19 protein-coding genes are annotated in these 19,694 nt (G+C 68.4%); 2 read left to right on the top strand and 17 right to left on the bottom strand.

The features are described 5' to 3' along the window. Window positions 1-52: 52 nt before the first annotated feature. From ACFVIM_RS19850 to ACFVIM_RS19770, 17 genes are all read right to left on the bottom strand, one after another. Window positions 53-436: a F0F1 ATP synthase subunit epsilon gene (locus ACFVIM_RS19850; RefSeq protein ID WP_384302919.1), complete on the bottom strand. Its 384-nt coding sequence runs from the start codon at window positions 434-436 to the stop codon at window positions 53-55. A gap of 201 nt (window positions 437-637) precedes the next feature. Next, window positions 638-2,080, bottom strand: a complete 1,443-nt coding sequence (gene atpD / locus ACFVIM_RS19845) for a F0F1 ATP synthase subunit beta (RefSeq protein WP_384302918.1) — start codon at window positions 2,078-2,080, stop codon at window positions 638-640. Continuing rightward, window positions 2,080-2,997 carry a F0F1 ATP synthase subunit gamma gene (locus ACFVIM_RS19840; RefSeq protein WP_384302916.1) on the bottom strand — a complete coding sequence of 306 codons (918 nt, stop codon included), beginning with the start codon at window positions 2,995-2,997 and terminating at the stop codon, window positions 2,080-2,082. Before ACFVIM_RS19840 ends, atpD begins: the two co-directional genes overlap by 1 nt. 20 nt (window positions 2,998-3,017) lie before the next feature. Further along, complete coding sequence (gene atpA, locus ACFVIM_RS19835) at window positions 3,018-4,616, bottom strand: F0F1 ATP synthase subunit alpha (protein ID WP_384302914.1); 1,599 nt, start codon at window positions 4,614-4,616, stop codon at window positions 3,018-3,020. A 146-nt stretch (window positions 4,617-4,762) separates the two neighbouring features. Further along, complete coding sequence (locus ACFVIM_RS19830) at window positions 4,763-5,578, bottom strand: F0F1 ATP synthase subunit delta (protein ID WP_384302912.1); 816 nt, start codon at window positions 5,576-5,578, stop codon at window positions 4,763-4,765. Continuing rightward, window positions 5,575-6,129, bottom strand: coding sequence for a F0F1 ATP synthase subunit B (locus tag ACFVIM_RS19825; protein WP_384302910.1), 555 nt, complete (start codon window positions 6,127-6,129; stop codon window positions 5,575-5,577). Before ACFVIM_RS19825 ends, ACFVIM_RS19830 begins: the two co-directional genes overlap by 4 nt. Window positions 6,130-6,174: 45 nt before the next feature. Next, window positions 6,175-6,405, bottom strand: coding sequence for an ATP synthase F0 subunit C (atpE, locus tag ACFVIM_RS19820; protein ID WP_006346597.1), 231 nt, complete (start codon window positions 6,403-6,405; stop codon window positions 6,175-6,177). Between the two features lie 83 nt (window positions 6,406-6,488). Further along, entirely contained in the window at window positions 6,489-7,301 is an 813-nt protein-coding gene (gene atpB / locus ACFVIM_RS19815; protein WP_384302907.1) for a F0F1 ATP synthase subunit A, read from the bottom strand. 225 nt (window positions 7,302-7,526) lie between these two features. Then, window positions 7,527-7,964 carry a hypothetical protein gene (locus tag ACFVIM_RS19810; RefSeq protein WP_384302905.1) on the bottom strand — a complete coding sequence of 146 codons (438 nt, stop codon included), beginning with the start codon at window positions 7,962-7,964 and terminating at the stop codon, window positions 7,527-7,529. A gap of 304 nt (window positions 7,965-8,268) precedes the next feature. After that, window positions 8,269-9,699: an MraY family glycosyltransferase gene (locus tag ACFVIM_RS19805; protein WP_384302903.1), complete on the bottom strand. Its 1,431-nt coding sequence runs from the start codon at window positions 9,697-9,699 to the stop codon at window positions 8,269-8,271. 107 nt (window positions 9,700-9,806) lie between these two features. Further along, the gene (gene glyA / locus ACFVIM_RS19800; protein ID WP_384302901.1) at window positions 9,807-11,081 is read right to left on the bottom strand and encodes a serine hydroxymethyltransferase; all 1,275 of its coding nucleotides are present in this window, start codon (window positions 11,079-11,081) and stop codon (window positions 9,807-9,809) included. Between the two features lie 148 nt (window positions 11,082-11,229). Further along, complete coding sequence (locus ACFVIM_RS19795) at window positions 11,230-11,916, bottom strand: protein-tyrosine-phosphatase (RefSeq protein WP_384302899.1); 687 nt, start codon at window positions 11,914-11,916, stop codon at window positions 11,230-11,232. Next, window positions 11,916-12,563 carry an L-threonylcarbamoyladenylate synthase gene (locus tag ACFVIM_RS19790; RefSeq protein ID WP_384302921.1) on the bottom strand — a complete coding sequence of 216 codons (648 nt, stop codon included), beginning with the start codon at window positions 12,561-12,563 and terminating at the stop codon, window positions 11,916-11,918. Before ACFVIM_RS19790 ends, ACFVIM_RS19795 begins: the two co-directional genes overlap by 1 nt. Window positions 12,564-12,912: 349 nt before the next feature. Next, window positions 12,913-13,758, bottom strand: a complete 846-nt coding sequence (gene prmC, locus ACFVIM_RS19785) for a peptide chain release factor N(5)-glutamine methyltransferase (RefSeq protein WP_384302897.1) — start codon at window positions 13,756-13,758, stop codon at window positions 12,913-12,915. A 44-nt stretch (window positions 13,759-13,802) separates the two neighbouring features. After that, window positions 13,803-14,879 carry a peptide chain release factor 1 gene (gene prfA / locus ACFVIM_RS19780; protein ID WP_384302895.1) on the bottom strand — a complete coding sequence of 359 codons (1,077 nt, stop codon included), beginning with the start codon at window positions 14,877-14,879 and terminating at the stop codon, window positions 13,803-13,805. A 99-nt stretch (window positions 14,880-14,978) separates the two neighbouring features. Beyond that, the gene (gene rpmE / locus ACFVIM_RS19775) at window positions 14,979-15,197 is read right to left on the bottom strand and encodes a 50S ribosomal protein L31 (RefSeq protein ID WP_384302893.1); all 219 of its coding nucleotides are present in this window, start codon (window positions 15,195-15,197) and stop codon (window positions 14,979-14,981) included. 122 nt (window positions 15,198-15,319) lie between these two features. Next, window positions 15,320-16,453 (bottom strand): LCP family protein, encoded by a 1,134-nt coding sequence (locus tag ACFVIM_RS19770; protein ID WP_384302891.1) that lies wholly within the window; start codon window positions 16,451-16,453, stop codon window positions 15,320-15,322. Between the two features lie 511 nt (window positions 16,454-16,964). Here ACFVIM_RS19770 and ACFVIM_RS19765 point away from each other — a divergent pair. Together ACFVIM_RS19765 and ACFVIM_RS19760 are read left to right on the top strand one after the other, a co-directional pair. Next, entirely contained in the window at window positions 16,965-19,121 is a 2,157-nt protein-coding gene (locus tag ACFVIM_RS19765) for a hypothetical protein (RefSeq protein ID WP_384302889.1), read from the top strand. After that, on the top strand, window positions 19,078-19,650 hold the full coding sequence (locus tag ACFVIM_RS19760; RefSeq protein ID WP_384302888.1) for a hypothetical protein: 573 nt from the start codon (window positions 19,078-19,080) through the stop codon (window positions 19,648-19,650). The genes ACFVIM_RS19765 and ACFVIM_RS19760 overlap by 44 nt, the downstream gene beginning before the upstream one ends. The last annotated feature ends 44 nt before the right edge of the window (window positions 19,651-19,694 follow it).

Below are 19,694 nucleotides of genomic sequence, written 5' to 3'. Positions count from 1 at the left end.
GGATTTCTCCCGACCGGCCCGCGGCTGAGGGTAACGACTGTCGGCGGGGTGCTCAGTGCACCGCCACCGCGCGCAGCCGGACATCGGCGCGGCGCTCGGCCGCGGCGTCCGAATCCGCCTTGGCACGCTCCAGCGCGCGCTCGGCACGCTGGGCGTCGATCTCGTCCGCCAGCTCGGCGACCTCCGCCAGCAGCGACAGCTTGTTGTCGGCGAAGGAGATGAAACCGCCGTGCACGGCGGCGACGACCGTCCCCGCACCCTCGGGGGTGGTGGTACGGATCGTCACCGGGCCCGACTCCAGCACACCCAGAAGCGGCTGGTGACCGGGCATGACGCCGATGTCGCCGGACGTGGTGCGCGCGACGACCAGGGTGGCCTCGCCGGACCAGACCTGACGGTCGGCGGCGACCAGCTCGACATGCAGCTCAGCAGCCAAGGGTGGCTCCTCGGGTCACCACCCGGCGTATCCGCCGGGTGTTGGGTCAAAGTCTAATGGGGCGGTGGGCGCCAAGGCGCCCAGGCCCCGCTCCGGCCTGTCATGGCCGGGATCCGGGGGCGGGCGAGCCCCCGGGGTCACGCGATGGGCGTACGAAGGGGGCGGGACGGACCCCGCCCCCTTCGCCCGGAGTCAGCGGACTCAGGAAACGCCCAGCTCCTTGGCGTTCTTCTTGAGGTCCTCAAGACCACCACACATGAAGAAGGCCTGCTCGGGGAAGTGGTCGTACGCGCCGTCGCAGATCGCGTTGAACGCGGTGATCGACTCGTCGAGCGGGACGTCCGAACCGTCCACACCGGTGAACTGCTTCGCCGCGTGGGTGTTCTGGGACAGGAAGCGCTCGACCCGGCGGGCACGGTGGACGACGAGCTTGTCCTCTTCGCCGAGCTCGTCGATACCGAGGATCGCGATGATGTCCTGGAGGTCCTTGTACTTCTGGAGGATCCCCTTGACGCGCATCGCGGCCTGGTAGTGGTCGTTCGCGATGTACCGCGGGTCCAGGATCCGGGACGTGGAGTCCAGCGGGTCCACGGCCGGGTAGATGCCCTTCTCCGAGATCGGACGGGAGAGCACCGTCGTCGCGTCAAGGTGGGCGAAGGTGGTGGCCGGAGCCGGGTCGGTCAGGTCGTCCGCGGGGACGTAGATCGCCTGCATCGAGGTGATCGAGTGACCACGGGTCGAGGTGATGCGCTCCTGGAGCAGACCCATCTCGTCCGCCAGGTTCGGCTGGTAACCCACCGCGGACGGCATACGGCCGAGCAGGGTGGACACCTCGGAACCGGCCTGGGTGAACCGGAAGATGTTGTCGATGAAGAAGAGCACGTCCTGCTTCTGCACATCGCGGAAGTACTCCGCCATGGTCAGACCCGCCAGGGCGACGCGCAGACGGGTGCCCGGGGGCTCGTCCATCTGGCCGAAGACCAGCGCGGTCTTCTCCAGAACGCCGGACTCCTCCATCTCGTCGATGAGGTCGTTGCCCTCACGCGTACGCTCACCGACACCCGCGAAGACGGAGACGCCCTCGTGGAGGTTGGCGACACGCATGATCATTTCCTGGATCAGCACGGTCTTGCCGACACCGGCACCACCGAACAGACCGATCTTTCCACCCTTGACGTACGGGGTGAGCAGGTCGACGACCTTCAGGCCCGTCTCGAACATCTCGGTCTTCGACTCAAGCTGGTCGAAGGCGGGAGCCTTGCGGTGGATCGCCCAGCGCTCGGTCTTCTCCTTGTTCGCCTCGGGGTGGTTGAGCACCTCGCCGAGGGTGTTGAAGACCTTGCCCTTGGTGAAGTCACCGACCGGGACGGTGATGCCCGCGCCCGTGTCGGTCACCACGGCCTGGCGGACCAGACCGTCGGTGGGCTGCATGGAGATGGTGCGGACGAGGCCGTCACCGAGGTGCTGGGCCACCTCCAGGGTCAGCGTCTTGGTGGCGCCTTCCTGGGCCGGGTCCGCGACCTGGACGGTCAGCGCGTTGTAGATCTCCGGCATCGCGTCGACGGGGAACTCCACGTCGACGACCGGGCCGATGACCCGGGCGACGCGGCCCGTGGCGGCGGCCGTCTCAACTGTCGTCGTCATTACTTGTCACTCCCCGCGGTCGCGTCGGCCAGGGCACTGGAGCCACCGACGATCTCGCTGATTTCCTGGGTGATTTCGGCCTGGCGGGCCGCGTTGGCAAGTCGGGAGAGCGAGTTGATCAGCTCACCCGCGTTGTCGGTGGCCGACTTCATCGCCCGGCGACGGGCCGCGTGCTCGGAAGCGGCGGCCTGAAGCAGCGCGTTGTAGATCCGGCTCTCGACATAGCGCGGCAGCAGGGCGTCGAGGACGTCCTCCGCCGAGGGCTCGAAGTCGAACAGCGGAAGGATCTCGCCCTTCGCACCGCTCTCCTCCGCCGCCTTCTCAAGGCTGAGCGGCAGCATCCGGTTCTCGACCGGCGTCTGCGTCATCATCGACACGAATTCCGTGAAGACGATGTGCAGCTCGTCGACACCGCCCTGCGAGGTGTCCTTCTGGACGGCCTCGATGAGCGGAGCGGCCACCTTCTTGGCGTCCGCGTACTCCGGGCTGTCCGTGAACCCGGTCCACGAGTCCGCGACCTTGCGCTCACGGAAGCCGTAGTAGGCGACACCCTTGCGGCCGACGATGAAGGAGTCGACCTCCTTGCCCTCGCCGCGGAGCCGCTCGGTGAGCCGGTCCGCCGCCTTGATGGCGTTGGAGGAGTAGCCGCCGGCCAGACCGCGGTCGCTCGTGATGAGCAGCACCGCGGCACGGGCCGGGCGCTCCGCCTCCGTGGTCAGGGGGTGGTTGGTGTTCGATCCGGTCGCCACCGCCGTGACCGCGCGCGTGAGCTCGGTCGCGTACGGCGCGGAGGCCGCCACCTTGCGCTGCGCCTTGACGATGCGCGAGGCGGCGATCATCTCCATCGCCTTGGTGATCTTCTTCGTCGCGGTGACGGACCGGATGCGACGCTTGTAGACCCGGAGCTGCGCTCCCATGAGTCAGGTCCCTTCCGTCGTCACTTCGAGACGTTGACGGTGGCCGGGGCGTCCTCGCCGAGCAGCTTGCCGTCGTGCGTCTCGAACTGCTTCTTGAACGCGGCGATGGAGTCCGCGACCTTGGTCAGGGTGTCGTCCGACATCTTGGCGCCCTCGCGGATCGAGGACATCAGCCCGGACTCCTCGCGGTGGAGGTAGTCGAGCAGCTCGGTCTCGAAGCGACGGATGTCCTGCACCGGGACGTCGTCCATCTTGCCGGTGGTACCGGCCCAGACGGAGACGACCTGGTCCTCGGTGCGCATCGGCTGGTACTGCGGCTGCTTCAGCAGCTCGACCATGCGCTTACCGCGCTCCAGGGAGGACTTCGACGCGGCGTCCAGGTCGGAACCGAAGGCGGCGAACGCCTCCAGCTCGCGGTACTGGGCGAGGTCCACGCGCAGTCGGCCGGAGACCTGGCGCATCGCCTTGTGCTGGGCGGAGCCACCGACTCGGGAGACCGAGATACCGACGTTCAGCGCGGGGCGCTGACCGGCGTTGAAGAGGTCGGACTCCAGGAAGCACTGACCGTCGGTGATGGAGATGACGTTGGTCGGGATGAACGCCGAGACGTCGTTGGCCTTGGTCTCGACGATCGGCAGACCGGTCATCGAACCGGCGCCCATGGCGTCGGAGAGCTTGGCGCAGCGCTCCAGCAGACGGGAGTGCAGGTAGAAGACGTCACCGGGGTACGCCTCACGGCCCGGCGGACGGCGCAGCAGCAGCGACACGGCACGGTAGGCGTCGGCCTGCTTCGACAGGTCGTCGAAGATGATCAGGACGTGCTTGCCCTCGTACATCCACTGCTGACCGATGGCCGAGCCGGTGTAGGGGGCGAGGTACTTGAAGCCCGCCGGGTCGGACGCCGGGGCGGCGACGATGGTGGTGTACTCCAGGGCGCCGGCCTCCTCCAGCGCGCCGCGCACGGACGCGATGGTGGAGCCCTTCTGGCCGATGGCGACGTAGATGCAGCGGACCTGCTTGTTCACGTCACCCGAGCGCCAGTTGTCGCGCTGGTTGATGATCGTGTCGACGGCCAGGGCGGTCTTGCCGGTCTGGCGGTCACCGATGATCAGCTGACGCTGACCACGGCCGATCGGGGTCATGGCGTCGACGGCCTTGTAGCCCGTCTCCATCGGCTCGTGAACCGACTTGCGCTCCATGACCGTGGGAGCCTGCAGCTCCAGGGCGCGGCGACCCGAGGTCTCGATCTCGCCGAGACCGTCGATCGGGTTGCCGAGCGGGTCGACGACGCGGCCGAGGTAGCCCTCGCCCACGGCCACCGACAGCACCTCGCCGGTGCGGGTGACGGACTGGCCTTCCTCGATGCCGCTGAACTCGCCGAGGACGATCGCGCCGATCTCGCGCTCCTCCAGGTTCAGGGCGAGACCGAGGGTCCCGTCCTCGAACTTGAGCAGCTCGTTGGCCATGGCCGAGGGCAGACCCTCGACCTTCGCGATGCCGTCACCGGCCAGGCTGACCGTACCGACCTCCTCGCGCGAGGCCGCGTCCGGCTTGTACGACTGGACGAAGTGCTCCAGCGCGTCCCGGATCTCCTCCGGCCGGATCGTGAGCTCCGCCATCTGGGTTCCCTGCTCTCCTTGTTGGGCCCGAAGTTTCTTAAGGGGTCTGGGGGCCGACCCCCAGGAATCTTCTGCAATCTCTGCACGGCCCAACCGGGCCGCTGGTACTGCTCGTACTGACTGTCTGTGTTCGGTTGACCGCGCGGTCAGCCGGCCATCCGACGGGTGGCCTCGCCGAGCCGGTCGGCGACCGTGCCATCGATGATCTCGTCCCCGACGCGGACGGAGATCCCGCCCAGGACCGTGGGGTCCACATCCAGGTTGAGATGCATCTGCCGGCCGTAGACCTTGGCCAGCACCGCGCCGAGGCGCTGCTTCTGCTGGTCGCTGAGGGGCACCGCCGAGGTGACGACGGCGACCATCCGGTCCCGGCGCGCGGCGGCCAGCTTGGACAGGGAGTCGAGTCCCTGTTCCAGGCTACGTCCCCGCGGCGCGGTCACCAGGCGGATGACCAGACGCTCGGTGACCGGGTCGGCCTTGCCGCCGAGCAGGCTGCTCAGCAGCTCGCTCTTGGCGGACGCGGTGGCCGTACGGTCGGTGAGCGCGGCCCGCAGTCCGGGGTTGGACTCCACGACGCGGCCGAACCGGAACAGCTCGTCCTCGACGTCGTCGAGCGTGCCCGCCTTCTGCGCGGCCGTGAGGTCGGCGGTGATCGCCAGCTCCTCCAGGCCGTCGACCAGGTCGCGCGAGCGCGACCAGCGGGCGCGGACCAGTCCGGAGACGAGGTCGGCGGTCTCCCCGCCGACCTGCCCGCCCAGCAGGCGCCGCGCCAGTTCGGCCTTGGCCTCACCGGCCTGCGCCGGGTCGGTCAGGACCCGACGCAGTGACACCTCGCGGTCGAGCAGCGCGGTGACGGCGGCCAGCTCCTGGGCGAGCTTCGCCACGTCGACGGACGTGTTGTCCGTCAGCGCGTCGAGAGCCTCGCGTCCGGTAGCCAGCGCCTCGCGGCTCGCTCCGTTCATCGGGTCGCCTCGGCCTTCGCGGCGCTCGCCTCAAGCTCGTCGAGGAAGCGGTCCACCGTGCGGCTCTGGCGGGCGTGGTCCTCCAGGGACTCGCCGACGAGCTTGCCGGCCAGGTCGGTGGCGAGCTTGCCCACGTCCTGGCGGAGCGCGGCCGCGGCGGCCTTGCGGTCGGCCTCGATCTGCGCGTGCCCGGCGGCGACGATCTCCTCGCGCTGCCGCTGGCCTTCCGCCCTCATCTCCTGGATGATCGCGGTGCCCTGCTCGGTGGCCTCCTGGCGGAGACGGGCGGCCTCGTGGCGGGCCTCGGCGAGCTGGGCCTTGTACTGCTCCAGGACGCTCTCGGCTTCGATCTTCGCCGCGTCAGCCTTCTCGATGCCGCCCTCGATGGCCTCCCGGCGCTCTTCCAGAACCTTGTTGATGTTCGGGAGGAGCTTCTTGGCGAGGAAGAAGAAGACGATGGCAAACGCGATCAGGCCGATGATGAGCTCGTCGGGATGCGGGATCAGAGGAGGCTGCTCCTCCCCCGCCGCAAGAGTGAACTGAGCGATCACATCAGTGCCTTCCGTGAATAAGGGTCGGTCTGTCCGGTCCGCGTCTTAGTAGACGAAGCCCATGACGATGCCGATGAGGGCGAGCGCCTCACAGAAGGCGAAACCCATGATCTGGTTGGTGCGGATCAGGCCGGCCGCCTCGGGCTGACGGGCGAGGGCCTGGGTGCCGTTACCGAAGATGATGCCGACGCCGACGCCGGGACCAATGGCGGCGAGACCGTAACCGATCGCGGCGACGTTTCCTTCGACGGCGGCAAGGGTCTGGAGAGCGGACATGCCGGTTCTTCCTTCTCTTTCAAGGACCCGGTGGGGGTTGGCCACCGGACGTCTGGGGGTGGGAGTGGGTGCGGGTGAGTGGCTCAGTGGTGCTCGGCGAGCGCGCCCTGGATGTAGCTGGAGGCCAGCAGGACGAAGACGTACGCCTGGACGGCCTGGATGAACAGCTCGAACACGATCATCACCATGACCAGGATGAACGACGTGCCGGCGTAGAGGATGCCGATGCCGTTCAGCAGGTACCAGCTCGCGACGGTGAACATCACGATCAGCAGGTGACCGGCGAACATGTTCGCGAACAGTCGGACCGCGTGGGTGAAGGGCCGGATGACCAGGTTGGAGAAGAACTCCAGCACGACCACCAGGGGAAGGATCGGACCGAGTTCCTTGTTGTAGCCGGTGATGTTCTTCCAGCCACCGACGAAGCCGTGCTTCTTGAAGGTGAGCCCGACCCACAGGACGTAGACCAGAAGGGCGAGACCTGCCGGATAGGCGATCAGGGAGGTCACCGGGAACTGGGCGACCGGAATGATCGACCAGAGGTTCATCAGCCAGATGAAGAAGAAGAGCGACACCATCAGCGGGACGTACTTCTCGCCGTCCTTCTTACCGATGATCTCGTAGACCACGCCACGGCGCACAAAGTCATAACCGGCTTCGCCGACCATCTGGAGCTTGCCCGGCACCAGCTTGGCCTTGCCGAAAGCGGCCCAGAAGAACCCGACGACGATGATGCTGCTCACCAGAGCCAGCAGCATGGGCTTGTCGAACTCGAAACCACCCACCGTGAAGATGGGCTCGTACATGAAGGTGTGGAGCCCAGGGGCGTTGAATCCACACCCACTGAAGAGTTGACAGTCCGCCTCGAAGGCGAGCATCTGGGGGTCAGCACTCACCGCGGGCTCCTTCAGCGTGGCGCATAGGTACGGCAACCTCGTTGTGTCGGCGCGGCGCGCAGCCGCGGGTCGGCACTGGACTGGTGTTTCGGATGTGAGGGCGGCAGGCGGGCATAGAGCCTCGCGGATGAGCGGGCGTAAGCTCAGATGCCCGCGCCCGCAGAGCCGCAGTTGGCACCGGACGATAGCAGGAACGCGTACAGCCCTTTATCCCGGCCCTACCCTTCACGTCGCTGACCCCGCGTTCTGGGGCTTCTCACCCTTCGCACCCTCGGGATCCACGTAAAGGATCTTCGCCTTCATATAGGCGCGGGCCTGTGCGGCGACCCAGACGAGTGTGGTGGCGAGCAACGTGAACGCCATGGCCTTGGCGTGGAAGAGCGTGGTGTCCTTGAACGCGGCCATGAACATGAAGAGCAACAGCAACTGGGCCGTGTAGAGCATCAGCCCCATGGCCTGAAATAGATGCGGAAGAGATTTAGCCGTCCGCTGGAGGACGACCAGCCCCATCCCCATGAAGAGGACGACCACCAGGGTGCCGACCGCCGCGCCGATCGCTCCGTCGCCCCCGGCGACCCCTCCGGCGATCGCGGTGGCGATAGCGCCTGCGACAGCGGTGGGGACAGCGGTATGGACAAGAGTGCGTGCGTCAGTAGACGGCATGGCGGCAGCTCCGCTCTGGTGGTGGCAGTGGTGTCGTCATGGACGAGCGTAATCCGGGTCCGAGTTGGGTCCTCGGGGGCCAACAGACCGTCGCACTACGGTCTTTCGGCTCTGTCGCCGGTTCTCGTGAACCGTATCACAAACTATTTGGGCAGGTCTTTACTCAGGTATGTGCCAACTATCACACATGAGGACCACTGCGCACGGGTGTGCGCGTTCTCACCTGATTTATGTCAGCTTATGCATGCAGACGAGTGATATGTCGGCGGCGTCAGCGGTGTCAGCGGGGGGACTTCATCTGTGCTCATCGACGAGTGACCGCCTTCTTCCGCTCCGATGAGCGGCCAGGGGAGCCGGTCGCGGTGGCGCCGTTACCGGCCGGGGACCCCGCCCTGGAGCGTTCATGGGTCACCCCATCGGCCCCACCGACACCATCGCCGCCTTCACCCTCTTGCGCCTCGGGGTGATGTGTGGTTTCACCAGGGCGCGCGGACGGGCGCGTGGAGCTCTCGGAGGCCGTTGGTGGTACGAGGGCCCCGGATGGCTCCGTACCGCCGTCCGGGGCCACCTGGCGGCGCCGGTAGCGCGGCGGGACGAAGGACTCCGCCCAGCGCGGCGCGCGCGGGGTGAAGCGCGGCAGCAGGAGCAGGATCAGACCGATCGCGCTCAGCCCGGCCACCGCCATCGGGATCCACGGCGACTCCGACATCACGGAGTAGCCGACCACGCCGAAGGCGATCAGCGCCGACCAGAAGTACATGATCAGCACCGCCCGGCTGTGCGAGTGGCCGATCTGGAGCAGCCGGTGGTGCAGATGGCCCCGGTCGGCGGCGAACGGCGACTGGCCGTTCCAGGTACGCCGGACGATCGCCAGCACCAGGTCGGCCATGGGGATCGCGATGATCGTCAGCGGCAGCAGCAGCGGGATGAAGACCGGCAGGGCCGTATGGGTGGCCTCGCGGGTGCCGCCGAAGAGCTTGAAGGTGTCCATGTCGACCTGGCCCGTCACCGAGATGGCGGCACCCGCCAGGACCAGCCCGATCAGCATCGAGCCCGAGTCCCCCATGAAGATCCGCGCCGGATGCATGTTGTGGGGCAGGAAGCCCAGGCACATCCCCATCAGGATCGCGGTGAAGAGCGTGGCGGGCGCGGCGGCCTCGATGCCGTGGCTGACCGACATCCGGTAGGCGTAGAGGAAGAACGCGGCGGCGGCGATGCAGACCATGCCCGCGGCCAGCCCGTCCAGACCGTCGACGAAGTTCACCGCGTTGATCGTGAGGACCACGATGGCGACCGTCAGCAGCGTGCCCTGCCAGGAGGTCAGCGAGACCATCCCGACCCCGGGCACCGGGATCCACAGGATGGTCAGACCCTGCATCACCATCACACCCGCGGCGATCATCTGCCCGCCGAGCTTGATCAGGGCGTCGATCTCGAACTTGTCGTCCAGGACGCCGATGATCCAGATCAGGGCCGCGCCGGAGAGCAGCGCGCGGGGCTCGTTGGAGAGCTCGAAGACGCTGTCGAGGTTCTGGAGGTGGTCGGCGACCAGCAGGCCGGCGCAGAGCCCGAAGAACATGGCGATACCACCGAGGCGTGGTGTCGGTTCTCGGTGTACGTCGCGGGCACGGATCTCCGGCATCGCCCCGGTCGCGATGGCGAACTTGCGCACCGGACCGGTCAGCAGATAGGTCACCGCGGCCGTGACACAGAGCGTCAGCAGGAAATCACGCACGGGCTGCCCCACAGGAATCGCTGGCCATCTCAGCCCCACACCCTAGCTGTGGTGACCACATGGTTGAGGACATACGGGTGCGGGCCATGGTTGCACCGGCACCGACGCTACTTGGGATACGGCGGAAATCTACCGGCAAGCTCCCGGACTTCCGCACGGACCCCGGCCTCGGAACCCCGCCGCAGCGCCTGCGCGAAGAGCACCGCGATCCTGGCCATCTCCGCCTCCCCCATCCCCTGGCTGGTCAGTGCCGCTGTCCCCAGCCGCAGCCCACGCCCCTCAGCGCCGGGCAGGGCACAGGTGTCCAGGACCAGCCCCGCCGCCATCAGCCGTCCCCGGGCCTCCTTGCCGTCCACGCCCAGCGGGGTCGGGTCGGCGCCGATGAGATGGGTATCCGTACCCCCGGTGACCAGGGAGAACCCCTCAGCCGCCAGCCCCGCGGCCAGCACCCGCGCATTGGCCACCACCTGGTGCGCGTACGCCGCGAACGCGGGCGTCGCCGCCTCCCCGAACGCCACCGCCTTCGCCGCGACCGTGTGCATCTGCGCGCCCCCCTGGGTGAAGGGGAAGACCGCCCGGTCGATCCGCTCCGCCAGCTCCCGCCCGCACAGCAGCATCCCGCCACGCGGGCCCCGCAGCACCTTGTGCGTGGTCGCGCAGACCACATCGGCGTACGGGACCGGGCTGGGCGCCGCCCCGCCCGCGATCAGCCCCATCGGATGCGCGGTGTCGGCGATCAGCACGGCCCCCACCTCGTCGGCGATCTCCCGGAACCGGGCGTAGTCGAGATGGCGGGGGTAGGAGATCGAGCCGCACACCACCGCGGCGGGCCGGTGGCGGCGCGCCAGCGCCCGTACCCGCCCGTAGTCGATCCAGCCGGTCAGCGGGTCGACCCCGTACGCCACGAAGTCGAACCAGCGCCCGGAGAAGTTCGCGGGCGAGCCATGGGTGAGATGACCCCCGTACGGGACTCCCATGGCCAGCACCGTGTCACCCGGCCGCAGCAGGGCCGCGTAGGCCGCGAGGACGGCGGAGGAACCCGAGTGCGGCTGGACGTTGGCGTGCTCGGCCCCGAAGAGCGCGGTGGCCCGCTCGACGGCGATCCGCTCGACGGTGTCCACCAGCTCACAGCCCCCGTGGAAACGGGCGCCCGGATAGCCCTCCGCGTACTTGTTGGCGAGCGGGGAGCCCAGCGCGGCCAGTACGGCGGGCGAGGTGACGTTCTCCGCCGCGATCAGCTGGAGGGTGCGCGCCTGCCGCGCCGCCTCCCCCAGGATCACCTCGGCCACTTCGGGATCCTGCCGCCGGAGCGCGCCGAAGTCCGCGGGCGCCACGTCGGGGGACGCCTCGGCCCCGGAGAAAGGGGCGGTACGGAGGGTCATGAGGGGCCTCCGGGCTCGCGCGGGGACTGCCCCTCCAATGTATGCCGGGAGGTCAGGGTGTGCCGGGCGGGGCGTCAGGGCCCCCGGAGCAGGTGTGCCGGGCGGGGCGTCAGGGCCCGTGAGACCGGAGCCCCCACGGAGGACCGGGTCAGCGCCCCCGGTCGGCGGGAACGCCCGTCAGAGCGGTCACCACGGGCTCCAGGGCCTGGCTGATCTCATCGCCGATGGAGCGGAAGAAGGTGATCGGAGCCCCGTACGGGTCATGGACCTCGTCCGCCTCGGCGTTCGGGGCCAGCAGCCAGCCGCGCAGCGCCGCCGCCGCCCGCACCAGGGCCCGCGCACGCTCGACCACGCCCTCGTCCCGGGGATCCGGCAGCGTCGCCGGGTCGATCGCCCGCACCAGACGGGTGAACTCCTTCAGGGTGAAGGTCCGCAGCCCGGCCGAGTGCCCCATGGAGATCACCTGGGCGCGGTGGTCCCGGGTGGCGGTCAGCACCAGGTCGGCCCGGATGACGTGCTCGTCCAGCAGCTCGCGCCCCGCGAACCCGGTGGCGTCCGCGCCGAAGTCGGCCAGCACGGTCTCCGCGTTGGCCTCCATCGGCGCGCCCTCGTGCCCCCAGGTCCCGGCGCTCTCCACGATGACCCCGCTGCTGACGAGGTCGCCCAGCCGGCCGGCCAGGGCATGGCGGGTCAGCCGCTCGGTGATCGGCGAGCGGCAGACATTGCCGGTACTGACATGCAGGATCCGGAAGCAGTGCTCCCGGGGAGGATCGTGCTCCACGGGTATGCCACGCCCTTCGTCGCGGCCGTCCGGGGAGCCGCCCAGGGGGCCCATCAAGGGGCCACCTCAAGGTCGGGCACGACCTTGCGCAGCTCATCGGCGTCGAGCGCGCCCGCGCGCAGCAGCACCGGGACCCGGCCCGTCACATCGACGATCGAGGACGGCACGATCCCCGGCGTCGGCCCGCCGTCGAGGTAGACCGAGACCGAGTCGCCGAGCATCTCCTGCGCGGCGTCGCAGTCCTCCGGCGCCGGGTGCCCGGTCAGATTGGCCGACGAGACGGCCATCGGCCCGACCTCGGTCAGCAGCTCGATCGCCACCGGGTGCAGCGGCATCCGGATCGCGACCGTGCCACGGGTGTCCCCCAGGTCCCACTGGAGCGACGGCTGGTGCCGCGCGACCAGGGTCAGCGCACCCGGCCAGAAGGCGTCGACCAGCTCCCACGCCGCCTCGCTGAAGTCGGTGACCAGTCCATGGAGGGTGTTGGGCGAGCCGATGAGCACGGGCGTGGGCATATTGCGGCCCCGCCCCTTGGCCGCGAGCAGATCGGCGACGGCCTCCGAGCCGAACGCGTCGGCGCCCAGCCCGTACACGGTGTCCGTGGGCATGACGACGAGTTCGCCACGACGAACAGCGGACGCGGCCTCACGCAGGCCGGTCACACGGTCGCTCGCGTCGTTGCAGTCGTATCGCCGAGCCATCATCGTGCCTTTCTGTATTTTTCAGCGGTTGTTCTCCCCCAGGCTCCGCCCGGGAGGGACCGCCACCGGGGCGCTTCAGCTGTTGTCCCGCGTCCGACGTGCTCGATCACTCGTACCTCGCGATCTCCGCGCGACGGCCGTGAGATCCCCCAGCCCTGCGGCTGGGGGTGCCCCCCGGCGCGCCCCTTCGGCTCACAACCGACCTCGGGTAGAGCGAAGCCTCCCACGGAGCCGCTCACCGGCAGAGCCAACGAGGGGTGGGGCGGGGCGCATTCACGCACGGGAGTTCGGAGGTGGCCCGGACGGGGAGCGGTCAGCGGCCCATCGCCAGGAAGACAGAGATGGGTCGTCACGGGGTCGCCTTGCGGGCGGTGGCGAACCGCGGGCGGTTGTTGAGGTCCGGGTGGTCGGCCGCGTCCGCCCAGCCCGACTCCTCGTTGAAGATCCACGGCACCTGGCCGCCCTGGGTGTCCGCGTGCTCGATCACCACCAGACCGCCGGGCCGCAGCAGCCGGTGCGCGGTCCGCTCGATGCCCCGGATGGTGTCGAGGCCGTCCTCGCCGGAGAAGAGCGCCATCTCCGGGTCGTGGTCCCGTGCCTCGGGCGCGACGTACTCCCACTCGGTGAGCGGGATATACGGGGGGTTGGAGATGACCAGGTCGACCTGGCCGTTCAGCTCGGGCAGCGCGCCGAGCGCGTCGCCCTGGTGCAGGCTGACCCGGGAGCCCTCGGCGTTCTTGCGCGCCCAGGTGAGGGCGGAGTCGGAGAGTTCGACGGCGTGCACCCGTGAGCGCGGGACCTCCTGCGCCATGGCGAGGGCGATGGCCCCCGACCCCGTACAGAGGTCGACGATCAGGGGCTCGACGACGTCCATGGCACGGACCGCGTCTATGGCCCAGCCGACGACCGACTCGGTCTCCGGGCGGGGGACGAAGACGCCGGGGCCGACCTGGAGCTCCAGATAGCGGAAGAAAGCGCGGCCGGTGATGTGCTGAAGGGGCTCGCGGGCCTCACGGCGCGCGATGGCCTCCCAGTAGCGGGCGTCGAAGTCGGCGTCCTTGACGTTGTGGAGTTCGCCCCTCTTCACACCGTGCACAAAGGCGGCCAGCTCCTCCGCGTCGAAGCGGGGTGACGGCACGCCTGCGTCGGCCAGCCGCTGGGTGGCCTGGGCCACCTCGGCGAGCAGCAGGTTCACTGGTCCTCCAGCAGGTGCGGGGTATCGGGGCGCTGGGCCCGGGTCTACTGGGCGGCGGCGAGCTTCGCGGCGGAGTCCGCGTCGACGCACGCCTGGATGACGGCGTCGAGGTCTCCGTCGAGCACCTGGTCCAGGTTGTACGCCTTGAAGCCGACCCGGTGGTCCGAGATGCGATTCTCGGGGAAGTTGTAGGTACGGATCTTCTCGGAGCGGTCCACGGTGCGGACCTGGCTGCGGCGGGCGTCGGCGGCCTTGGACTCGGCCTCCTCCTGCGCGGCGGCCAGCAGCCGCGAGCGCAGGATACGCAGGGCCTGCTCCTTGTTCTGGAGCTGGCTCTTCTCGTTCTGGCAGGAGGCGACGACACCGGTGGGCAGATGGGTGATGCGCACCGCGGAGTCCGTGGTGTTGACGGACTGGCCACCGGGACCGGAGGAGCGGTAGACGTCGATCCGCAGATCGTTGGGGTTGACCTCGACGTCGATCTCCTCGGCCTCGGGGGTGACGAGCACCCCGGCGGCGGAGGTGTGGATCCGGCCCTGGGACTCGGTCGCGGGCACCCGCTGGACGCGGTGCACCCCGCCCTCGTACTTCAGCCGGGCCCAGACTCCCTGACCGGGTTCGGCGGCGCCGCCGCCCTTGGTCTTCACGGCGACCTGGACGTCCTTGTAGCCGCCGAGCTCGGACTCGGTGGAGTCGATGATCTCGGTCTTCCAGCCGACGCGCTCGGCGTACCGCAGGTACATCCGCAGCAGATCCCCGGCGAAGAGCGCGGACTCATCACCGCCCGCACCCGCCTTGACCTCAAGGATCACGTCCTTGTCGTCACTGGGGTCGCGGGGTACGAGCAGCAGGCGCAGCCGTTCGGTCAGCTCCTCGCGCTGCTTGTCCAGCTCCTTGACCTCGGCGGCGAAGTCCGGGTCCTCGGCGGCCAGCTCACGCGCGGTGGCGATGTCGTCACCGGTCTGCTTCCAGGAGCGGTACGCGGCGACGATCGGCGTCAGCTCGGCATACCGCTTGTTGAGCTTGCGCGCGTTCGCCTGGTCGGCGTGGACGGACGGGTCGGCGAGCTTCTGCTCCAGATCGGTGTGCTCACCGATCAGTTCTTCGACCGCCTCGAACATCGGGGACTCCTGGTCTCGTACGAGGTTTTCTGCGGGACGCCAAAGCGCCGGTCCCAGCCACCCCCGGAAGGGAGGCCGCGGACCGGCGCGGTCGGCTCGCTACTTCTTGCCGGCGGCCTTGCCGAAGCGGGCCTCGAAGCGGGCCACACGGCCACCGGTGTCGAGGATCTTCTGCTTGCCCGTGTAGAACGGGTGGCACTCGGAGCAGACCTCAGCGCGGATGGTGCCGCCGGAGAGGGTGCTACGGGTGGTGAACGACGCGCCACAGGTGCAGCTCACCTGGGTCTCGACGTACTCGGGGTGGATGTCGCGCTTCAAGGTGTCTCCTAGTTTCGGGAGGGCTCCGGGTCGTACGGGCGGAGTGCGCGCACGTGAACCGGGGCCGACGTACCAGTCTGCCAGGACCGGCCGTATCTCCCAAAACCGGGGTGCCCCGGAGACTATTCCCCGCCCGTCCCGGCGGGCGGTGTCCCCCGGAAGATCCCGGCGGTGGAACCCTTGTCCCCGGCGGAATCGGTGAGCGCCGTCGCCGGAATGGGCCGGTCCAGCCGGAGCGCGCTCCACACCTGGGCGGCGGCCGCGGGCAGCGGGATCACCCGGTTCGGGTCGACCGGGTCGTACTCCACCGGCATGGTCACCATCTGTACATCCGATGACTTCAGCCCGGAGAGGCCCCGGGCGAAGCTCATCAGCTCCGAGACCGAGTCCAGCTCGGAGTCGGGGGTGATCGCCTTGGTGGCGGTATCCGCGATATCCAGCAGCTTCGTGGGGCTGCTGAGCACCCCCACGTCCTTGACCTGGTTGATGAATGCCTTCATAAACGCCTGCTGGAGCTGGATCCGGCCGAGGTCACTGCCGTCCCCGACACTCTTGCGGGTACGGACGAGACCGAGCGACTGCTCGCCGTCGAGCCGGTGCGTGCCGGGCGGCAGATCGAGATGGCTCTGCGGATCCTTGATCGCCTTGGTGGTGGTGATCTCCACCCCGCCGAGGGCGTCGATCATCTTCTTGAAGCCGGTGAAGTCCACCTCGATGAAGTGGTCCATCCGGATGCCGGACATCCGCTCCACCGTCTTGACCGCGCAGGCGGGCCCACCGACCTCGTACGCGGTGTTGAACATGGCCCGGCTCTGGCCGGGGACCGTTCTGCCGTCGCCGTCCACACAGTCCGGCCGCTGGATGAGGGTGTCCCGGGGGATGGAGACGACGCTGGCCTTCTTCCGCCCCTCGTAGAGGTGGACGACCATCGCGGTGTCGGCGCGGGCGCCCTCCTCGCTGCCGCCGTACTCGGCGTTCGCCCCGGAGCGCGAGTCGGAGCCGAGGACGAGGATGTCGGTGGAGCCGTTGTCGACGTCCTCGGGCCGCTCACCACGGAGCTGGCCGTTGATGTCGATGCCATTGAGGTTCCCGTCGAGCTTGAGATAGACGTACCCCAGCCCGCCCCCGCCGAGAACCACGGCCCCGGCGACCACCCAGGCGACGACGCCCCCCACCCGGCGCTTGGCCGACGGCGCCTTCCGCCGCCGCCCCCGCCCGCCGCGGCCTATCCGGTCCCCACCGCCGATATCACCCATGGTCTCCTCGGTCCTGTCCGTGTGGCCGCGCCCCCCGCTCAGCCGATCGGGCACAGTCGGATGCCTCAGGATGCGGTTTTGTCCGCACTGTCAATCTTTGCTCCCCCACTGGGGAGACGGCGAGGGGGGAGACAGGGTTGCACGGGTGGCTGAGAACTTCGTGAGAGGCAGCCCTGCGCGCCCCGCTCCCGCATCCGGGCCCTCCAAGGTCAAATCTAGGCAAAGTCGATGCGCGCACCCCTCAAGGGACGCTCAGATCCGTTTCGGATTAATCCACACAAAGCGCTGACAATCCCCGTATGCAAGGCACTGCCCTGATGGAGGGTGCCATAGGGGTAGAAGAAATGATCATGCTTGAATGCCGCGATCACGAGCAGTGATAAGCCCTGCTCACACGCGACCCCAGAGAGATCTCATGAGAATTCGCGCGCCCAGGAGACCAGGCAGACGCCTGGTCGGCAGCGCATGCGTCGCAGCTCTGCTGGCCACCGCCTTGACAGCGCCATCCGCGGTGGCGAGCCCGACGAGCCTTTCCGCGGTACCGACCGCCACGACTTCCTGCCCGTACTCAGTTCCCACCTACTCCATTAACGCCGGGCGCATCACACGCTATGTCGACTGGGACCCGAAGAGCACGGAGTACGGGCACCTCTTCAGTAGCGAGAAGAGCGCGACGTTCTCGGTACTGACCGCCCTCGTACCAGGGGGTGGTACGCGTCTCTTCCATTTCGACCGCTTCGATGACACGAAGCCTCTCAAGTCATACCAGGACAAGTCGGAATCAGGCGGAGCGATCCTGACCCCCGAGTACACCTTCGCGGTGCGGGCGGGCCAGGAGTGGTCACAGCAGAGATCCCTGTGGACGGATGGAGACGGCCGCCTGGTCACCTTCGATACCGCCGGTGCCCTCCACGTCTACGTCATCCAGTTCCCGGACGGCACTCCCGCGTCCGCCCGCATGTCCCGTCTCGCACTGCTGCCCGCGACTGATCCCGCGGTGAAGGCTCTGAGTAAGTCCACACACGTCTGGGCCGCCGGAAACAAGATCTACGGCTACCTTGACGGCACCATCAGAAGCTGGGACTACGAGGCGGCGCTGAACTCCATCACGCTCGGCCCGACCTCCACAGGCACCGTGGTCGGCACCGGCGTACCGGCGGCCTTCGCCATCTGGAGCCCCGCTCCCGGTGTCTTCAACGTCACGGACCGCAAGGGCACAGTCGCCCGCTACGGGGGCACTCCTCTGCGGCTGATCGATGCGGAGATCGCCGTCGGTGTGACAACGGGCTTCGCGAATCCCGCTTCCTGCCTGTCGTCGGCGCCCGCGGACGCCACGCCCCACTTCGGAACCAAGCCCGATGTGTCGGGAGCCGCCCCGCTGGACCCGCCCGCGCCCGATCCTTCGCCTACGGGTCCCGCGACGGTATCCGGCAGGTTCACCACGGGCGACGGATCGCCCGCCGCCGGTCTGGACGTGACCGTCGAGGCGGTGATTCCCGCGACCACCATCGGCGAGGAGTTCGACCTGCCCGACCTTGGCACCGTGAGGACACGAGCGGACGGCACCTGGTCACTCGCCCTGCCAGACCCTCTGCCCACAGCGGCCCAGAAGGCGGCGGAGACAAACGGTGGTGCGCTCAACATCACCGCGTCCACCACTGCGGTCTCCTCGTCTGGCGCACGACTCTTCGGTGTCGATCACCGCACCGCCGCTCCCCCGGACCCGGTCACGGGGACCGTGTCACGCAGCGCGGCCATCCAGAGTGCGGAGCCCTCACACACGATCGAGCTGCTGCCTCTTCTGCCCGAGGACGCTCCTGAGAACAACCTGCCCGAGCCGACGGCGAGCCAGCGAGCGTCGACCTACGCTGCCTCGCTGGAAGCGGAGACCGTCTACCGCGACGAACCCACTCCGCGATGGCAGAGCGAGCGCGGCCCCGCCGAACCCGGCTACAACCCCCACATCGTCAACGGCAAAGACATCAGCGCCGAGCGGGTCAGTGCCTACGCAGGCGGCGGGTCCTGCTCCTGGGTCACCACACTGAGGGCCAGGACCTACTCGTACACAACCGTCGGCGAAGCACACTCCTACGACGACTCCTACGCCGCCTTCGAGTACGAGAACAAGGTCCAAAACACCATCGACGTCGCCTACACCTCCCAGGGCCGCTGGAAGATCGGCGGGAGCATGACGGTCGGCAACAGCTCGGGCTCGATCAGCGGATACCAGGCCCAGGGACCGTTCTTCTCCAAGCAGTGGCGTATTCCCATGGAATACCACAAGCAGCGGCGGTACTACATCTGCGGCGCTCAGACACGCAGTTCCTACGATCAGGTCGTACCGGTCCGGTACACCATCCCCGCGGGATGGCAGGCCGGTGCGTACGGCAAGGACGTGAGCCATCTGGATGGCGGCGCGCGGTACTCCAAGTCCAACCCGTCGTACCGGGCCTCGCTTCCCCGCAAGGCCGTACACGGGGTAACTCGGGGCAAGAGCGTCAAGTGGTCCGGCGTGGCCTCTCCGTTCAGCCTGTCGCTCGGAGGATCGCTGACCTATGACACCAACCACACCCAGAAGATCCTCACCCAGCAGCGCAGGACCAAGTACTACGTGTGGGGCCTCTATGACAAGGTTTCCGGTCGCCCGGGCATCATGTACGCGTACTAAAGGGACCCTCCTCGCCTCCCTCCTCTTCCTGACCGCGTGCGCCGAGTCGGAGGAAGCGAAGCCACCGCTACGGGGCACAGCACTCGGCGGTGACACCGAGGCCGCTACGTTCACGGGCCTTGAGGATGTGGAGATCGGCGAGGAGTACCGGTTCGCCCTGCCCCTGCCGTACAACAGGTCAGCCACCGACCTCACGGTCACCGGAGCGAAGGTCATCAATGTGCCCGAGGGCCTCAGCGTCACCGGGATGAGCGCGTACGCCAGGAGCGACACCGACAACTCCGTGGTCGGGGCAGCCCGTCCCGGGGACGAACTGGAAGCCACCCTGAACCGCGCCCGGGATGTCATCGACGAACCGATCCGGGTCACAGCGGGCGCACTGGCCGATAGGTACTACGTGGTCAAGATCAAGGTCACGGGGCAGGTGCGAGGTGACATCAAGAGCTGTCGCTTCACCTATAAGCAGGAATCCCGCGAGTACCACCAGGTCATCGGCTGTCACTACATCCTCAACCTGAAGAAGCGGTAAGGGCACGTCCCTCACCAATAACGACGCCCACCGCGGTCACGCGG

This window comes from Streptomyces sp. NPDC057638 (assembly GCF_042800315.1).
GTDB lineage: Bacteria > Actinomycetota > Actinomycetes > Streptomycetales > Streptomycetaceae > Streptomyces.
The sequence above is the reverse complement of the archived record's forward strand: the minus strand, read 5'-3'. Positions and strand labels throughout refer to the sequence as shown.

Coding starts and splice junctions, on each gene's coding strand:
- atpD (WP_384302918.1), bottom strand. CDS start 2,080: ATGACGACGACAGTTGAGACGGCCGCCGCCACGGGCCGCGTCGCCCGG.
- ACFVIM_RS19840 (WP_384302916.1), bottom strand. CDS start 2,997: ATGGGAGCGCAGCTCCGGGTCTACAAGCGTCGCATCCGGTCCGTCACC.
- atpA (WP_384302914.1), bottom strand. CDS start 4,616: ATGGCGGAGCTCACGATCCGGCCGGAGGAGATCCGGGACGCGCTGGAG.
- ACFVIM_RS19830 (WP_384302912.1), bottom strand. CDS start 5,578: ATGAACGGAGCGAGCCGCGAGGCGCTGGCTACCGGACGCGAGGCTCTC.
- atpE (WP_006346597.1), bottom strand. CDS start 6,405: ATGTCCGCTCTCCAGACCCTTGCCGCCGTCGAAGGAAACGTCGCCGCG.
- ACFVIM_RS19810 (WP_384302905.1), bottom strand. CDS start 7,964: ATGCCGTCTACTGACGCACGCACTCTTGTCCATACCGCTGTCCCCACC.
- glyA (WP_384302901.1), bottom strand. CDS start 11,081: ATGACCCTCCGTACCGCCCCTTTCTCCGGGGCCGAGGCGTCCCCCGAC.
- ACFVIM_RS19795 (WP_384302899.1), bottom strand. CDS start 11,916: ATGGGCCCCCTGGGCGGCTCCCCGGACGGCCGCGACGAAGGGCGTGGC.
- ACFVIM_RS19790 (WP_384302921.1), bottom strand. CDS start 12,563: ATGGCTCGGCGATACGACTGCAACGACGCGAGCGACCGTGTGACCGGC.
- prfA (WP_384302895.1), bottom strand. CDS start 14,879: ATGTTCGAGGCGGTCGAAGAACTGATCGGTGAGCACACCGATCTGGAG.
- ACFVIM_RS19770 (WP_384302891.1), bottom strand. CDS start 16,453: ATGGGTGATATCGGCGGTGGGGACCGGATAGGCCGCGGCGGGCGGGGG.
- ACFVIM_RS19760 (WP_384302888.1), top strand. CDS start 19,078: ATGACAAGGTTTCCGGTCGCCCGGGCATCATGTACGCGTACTAAAGGG.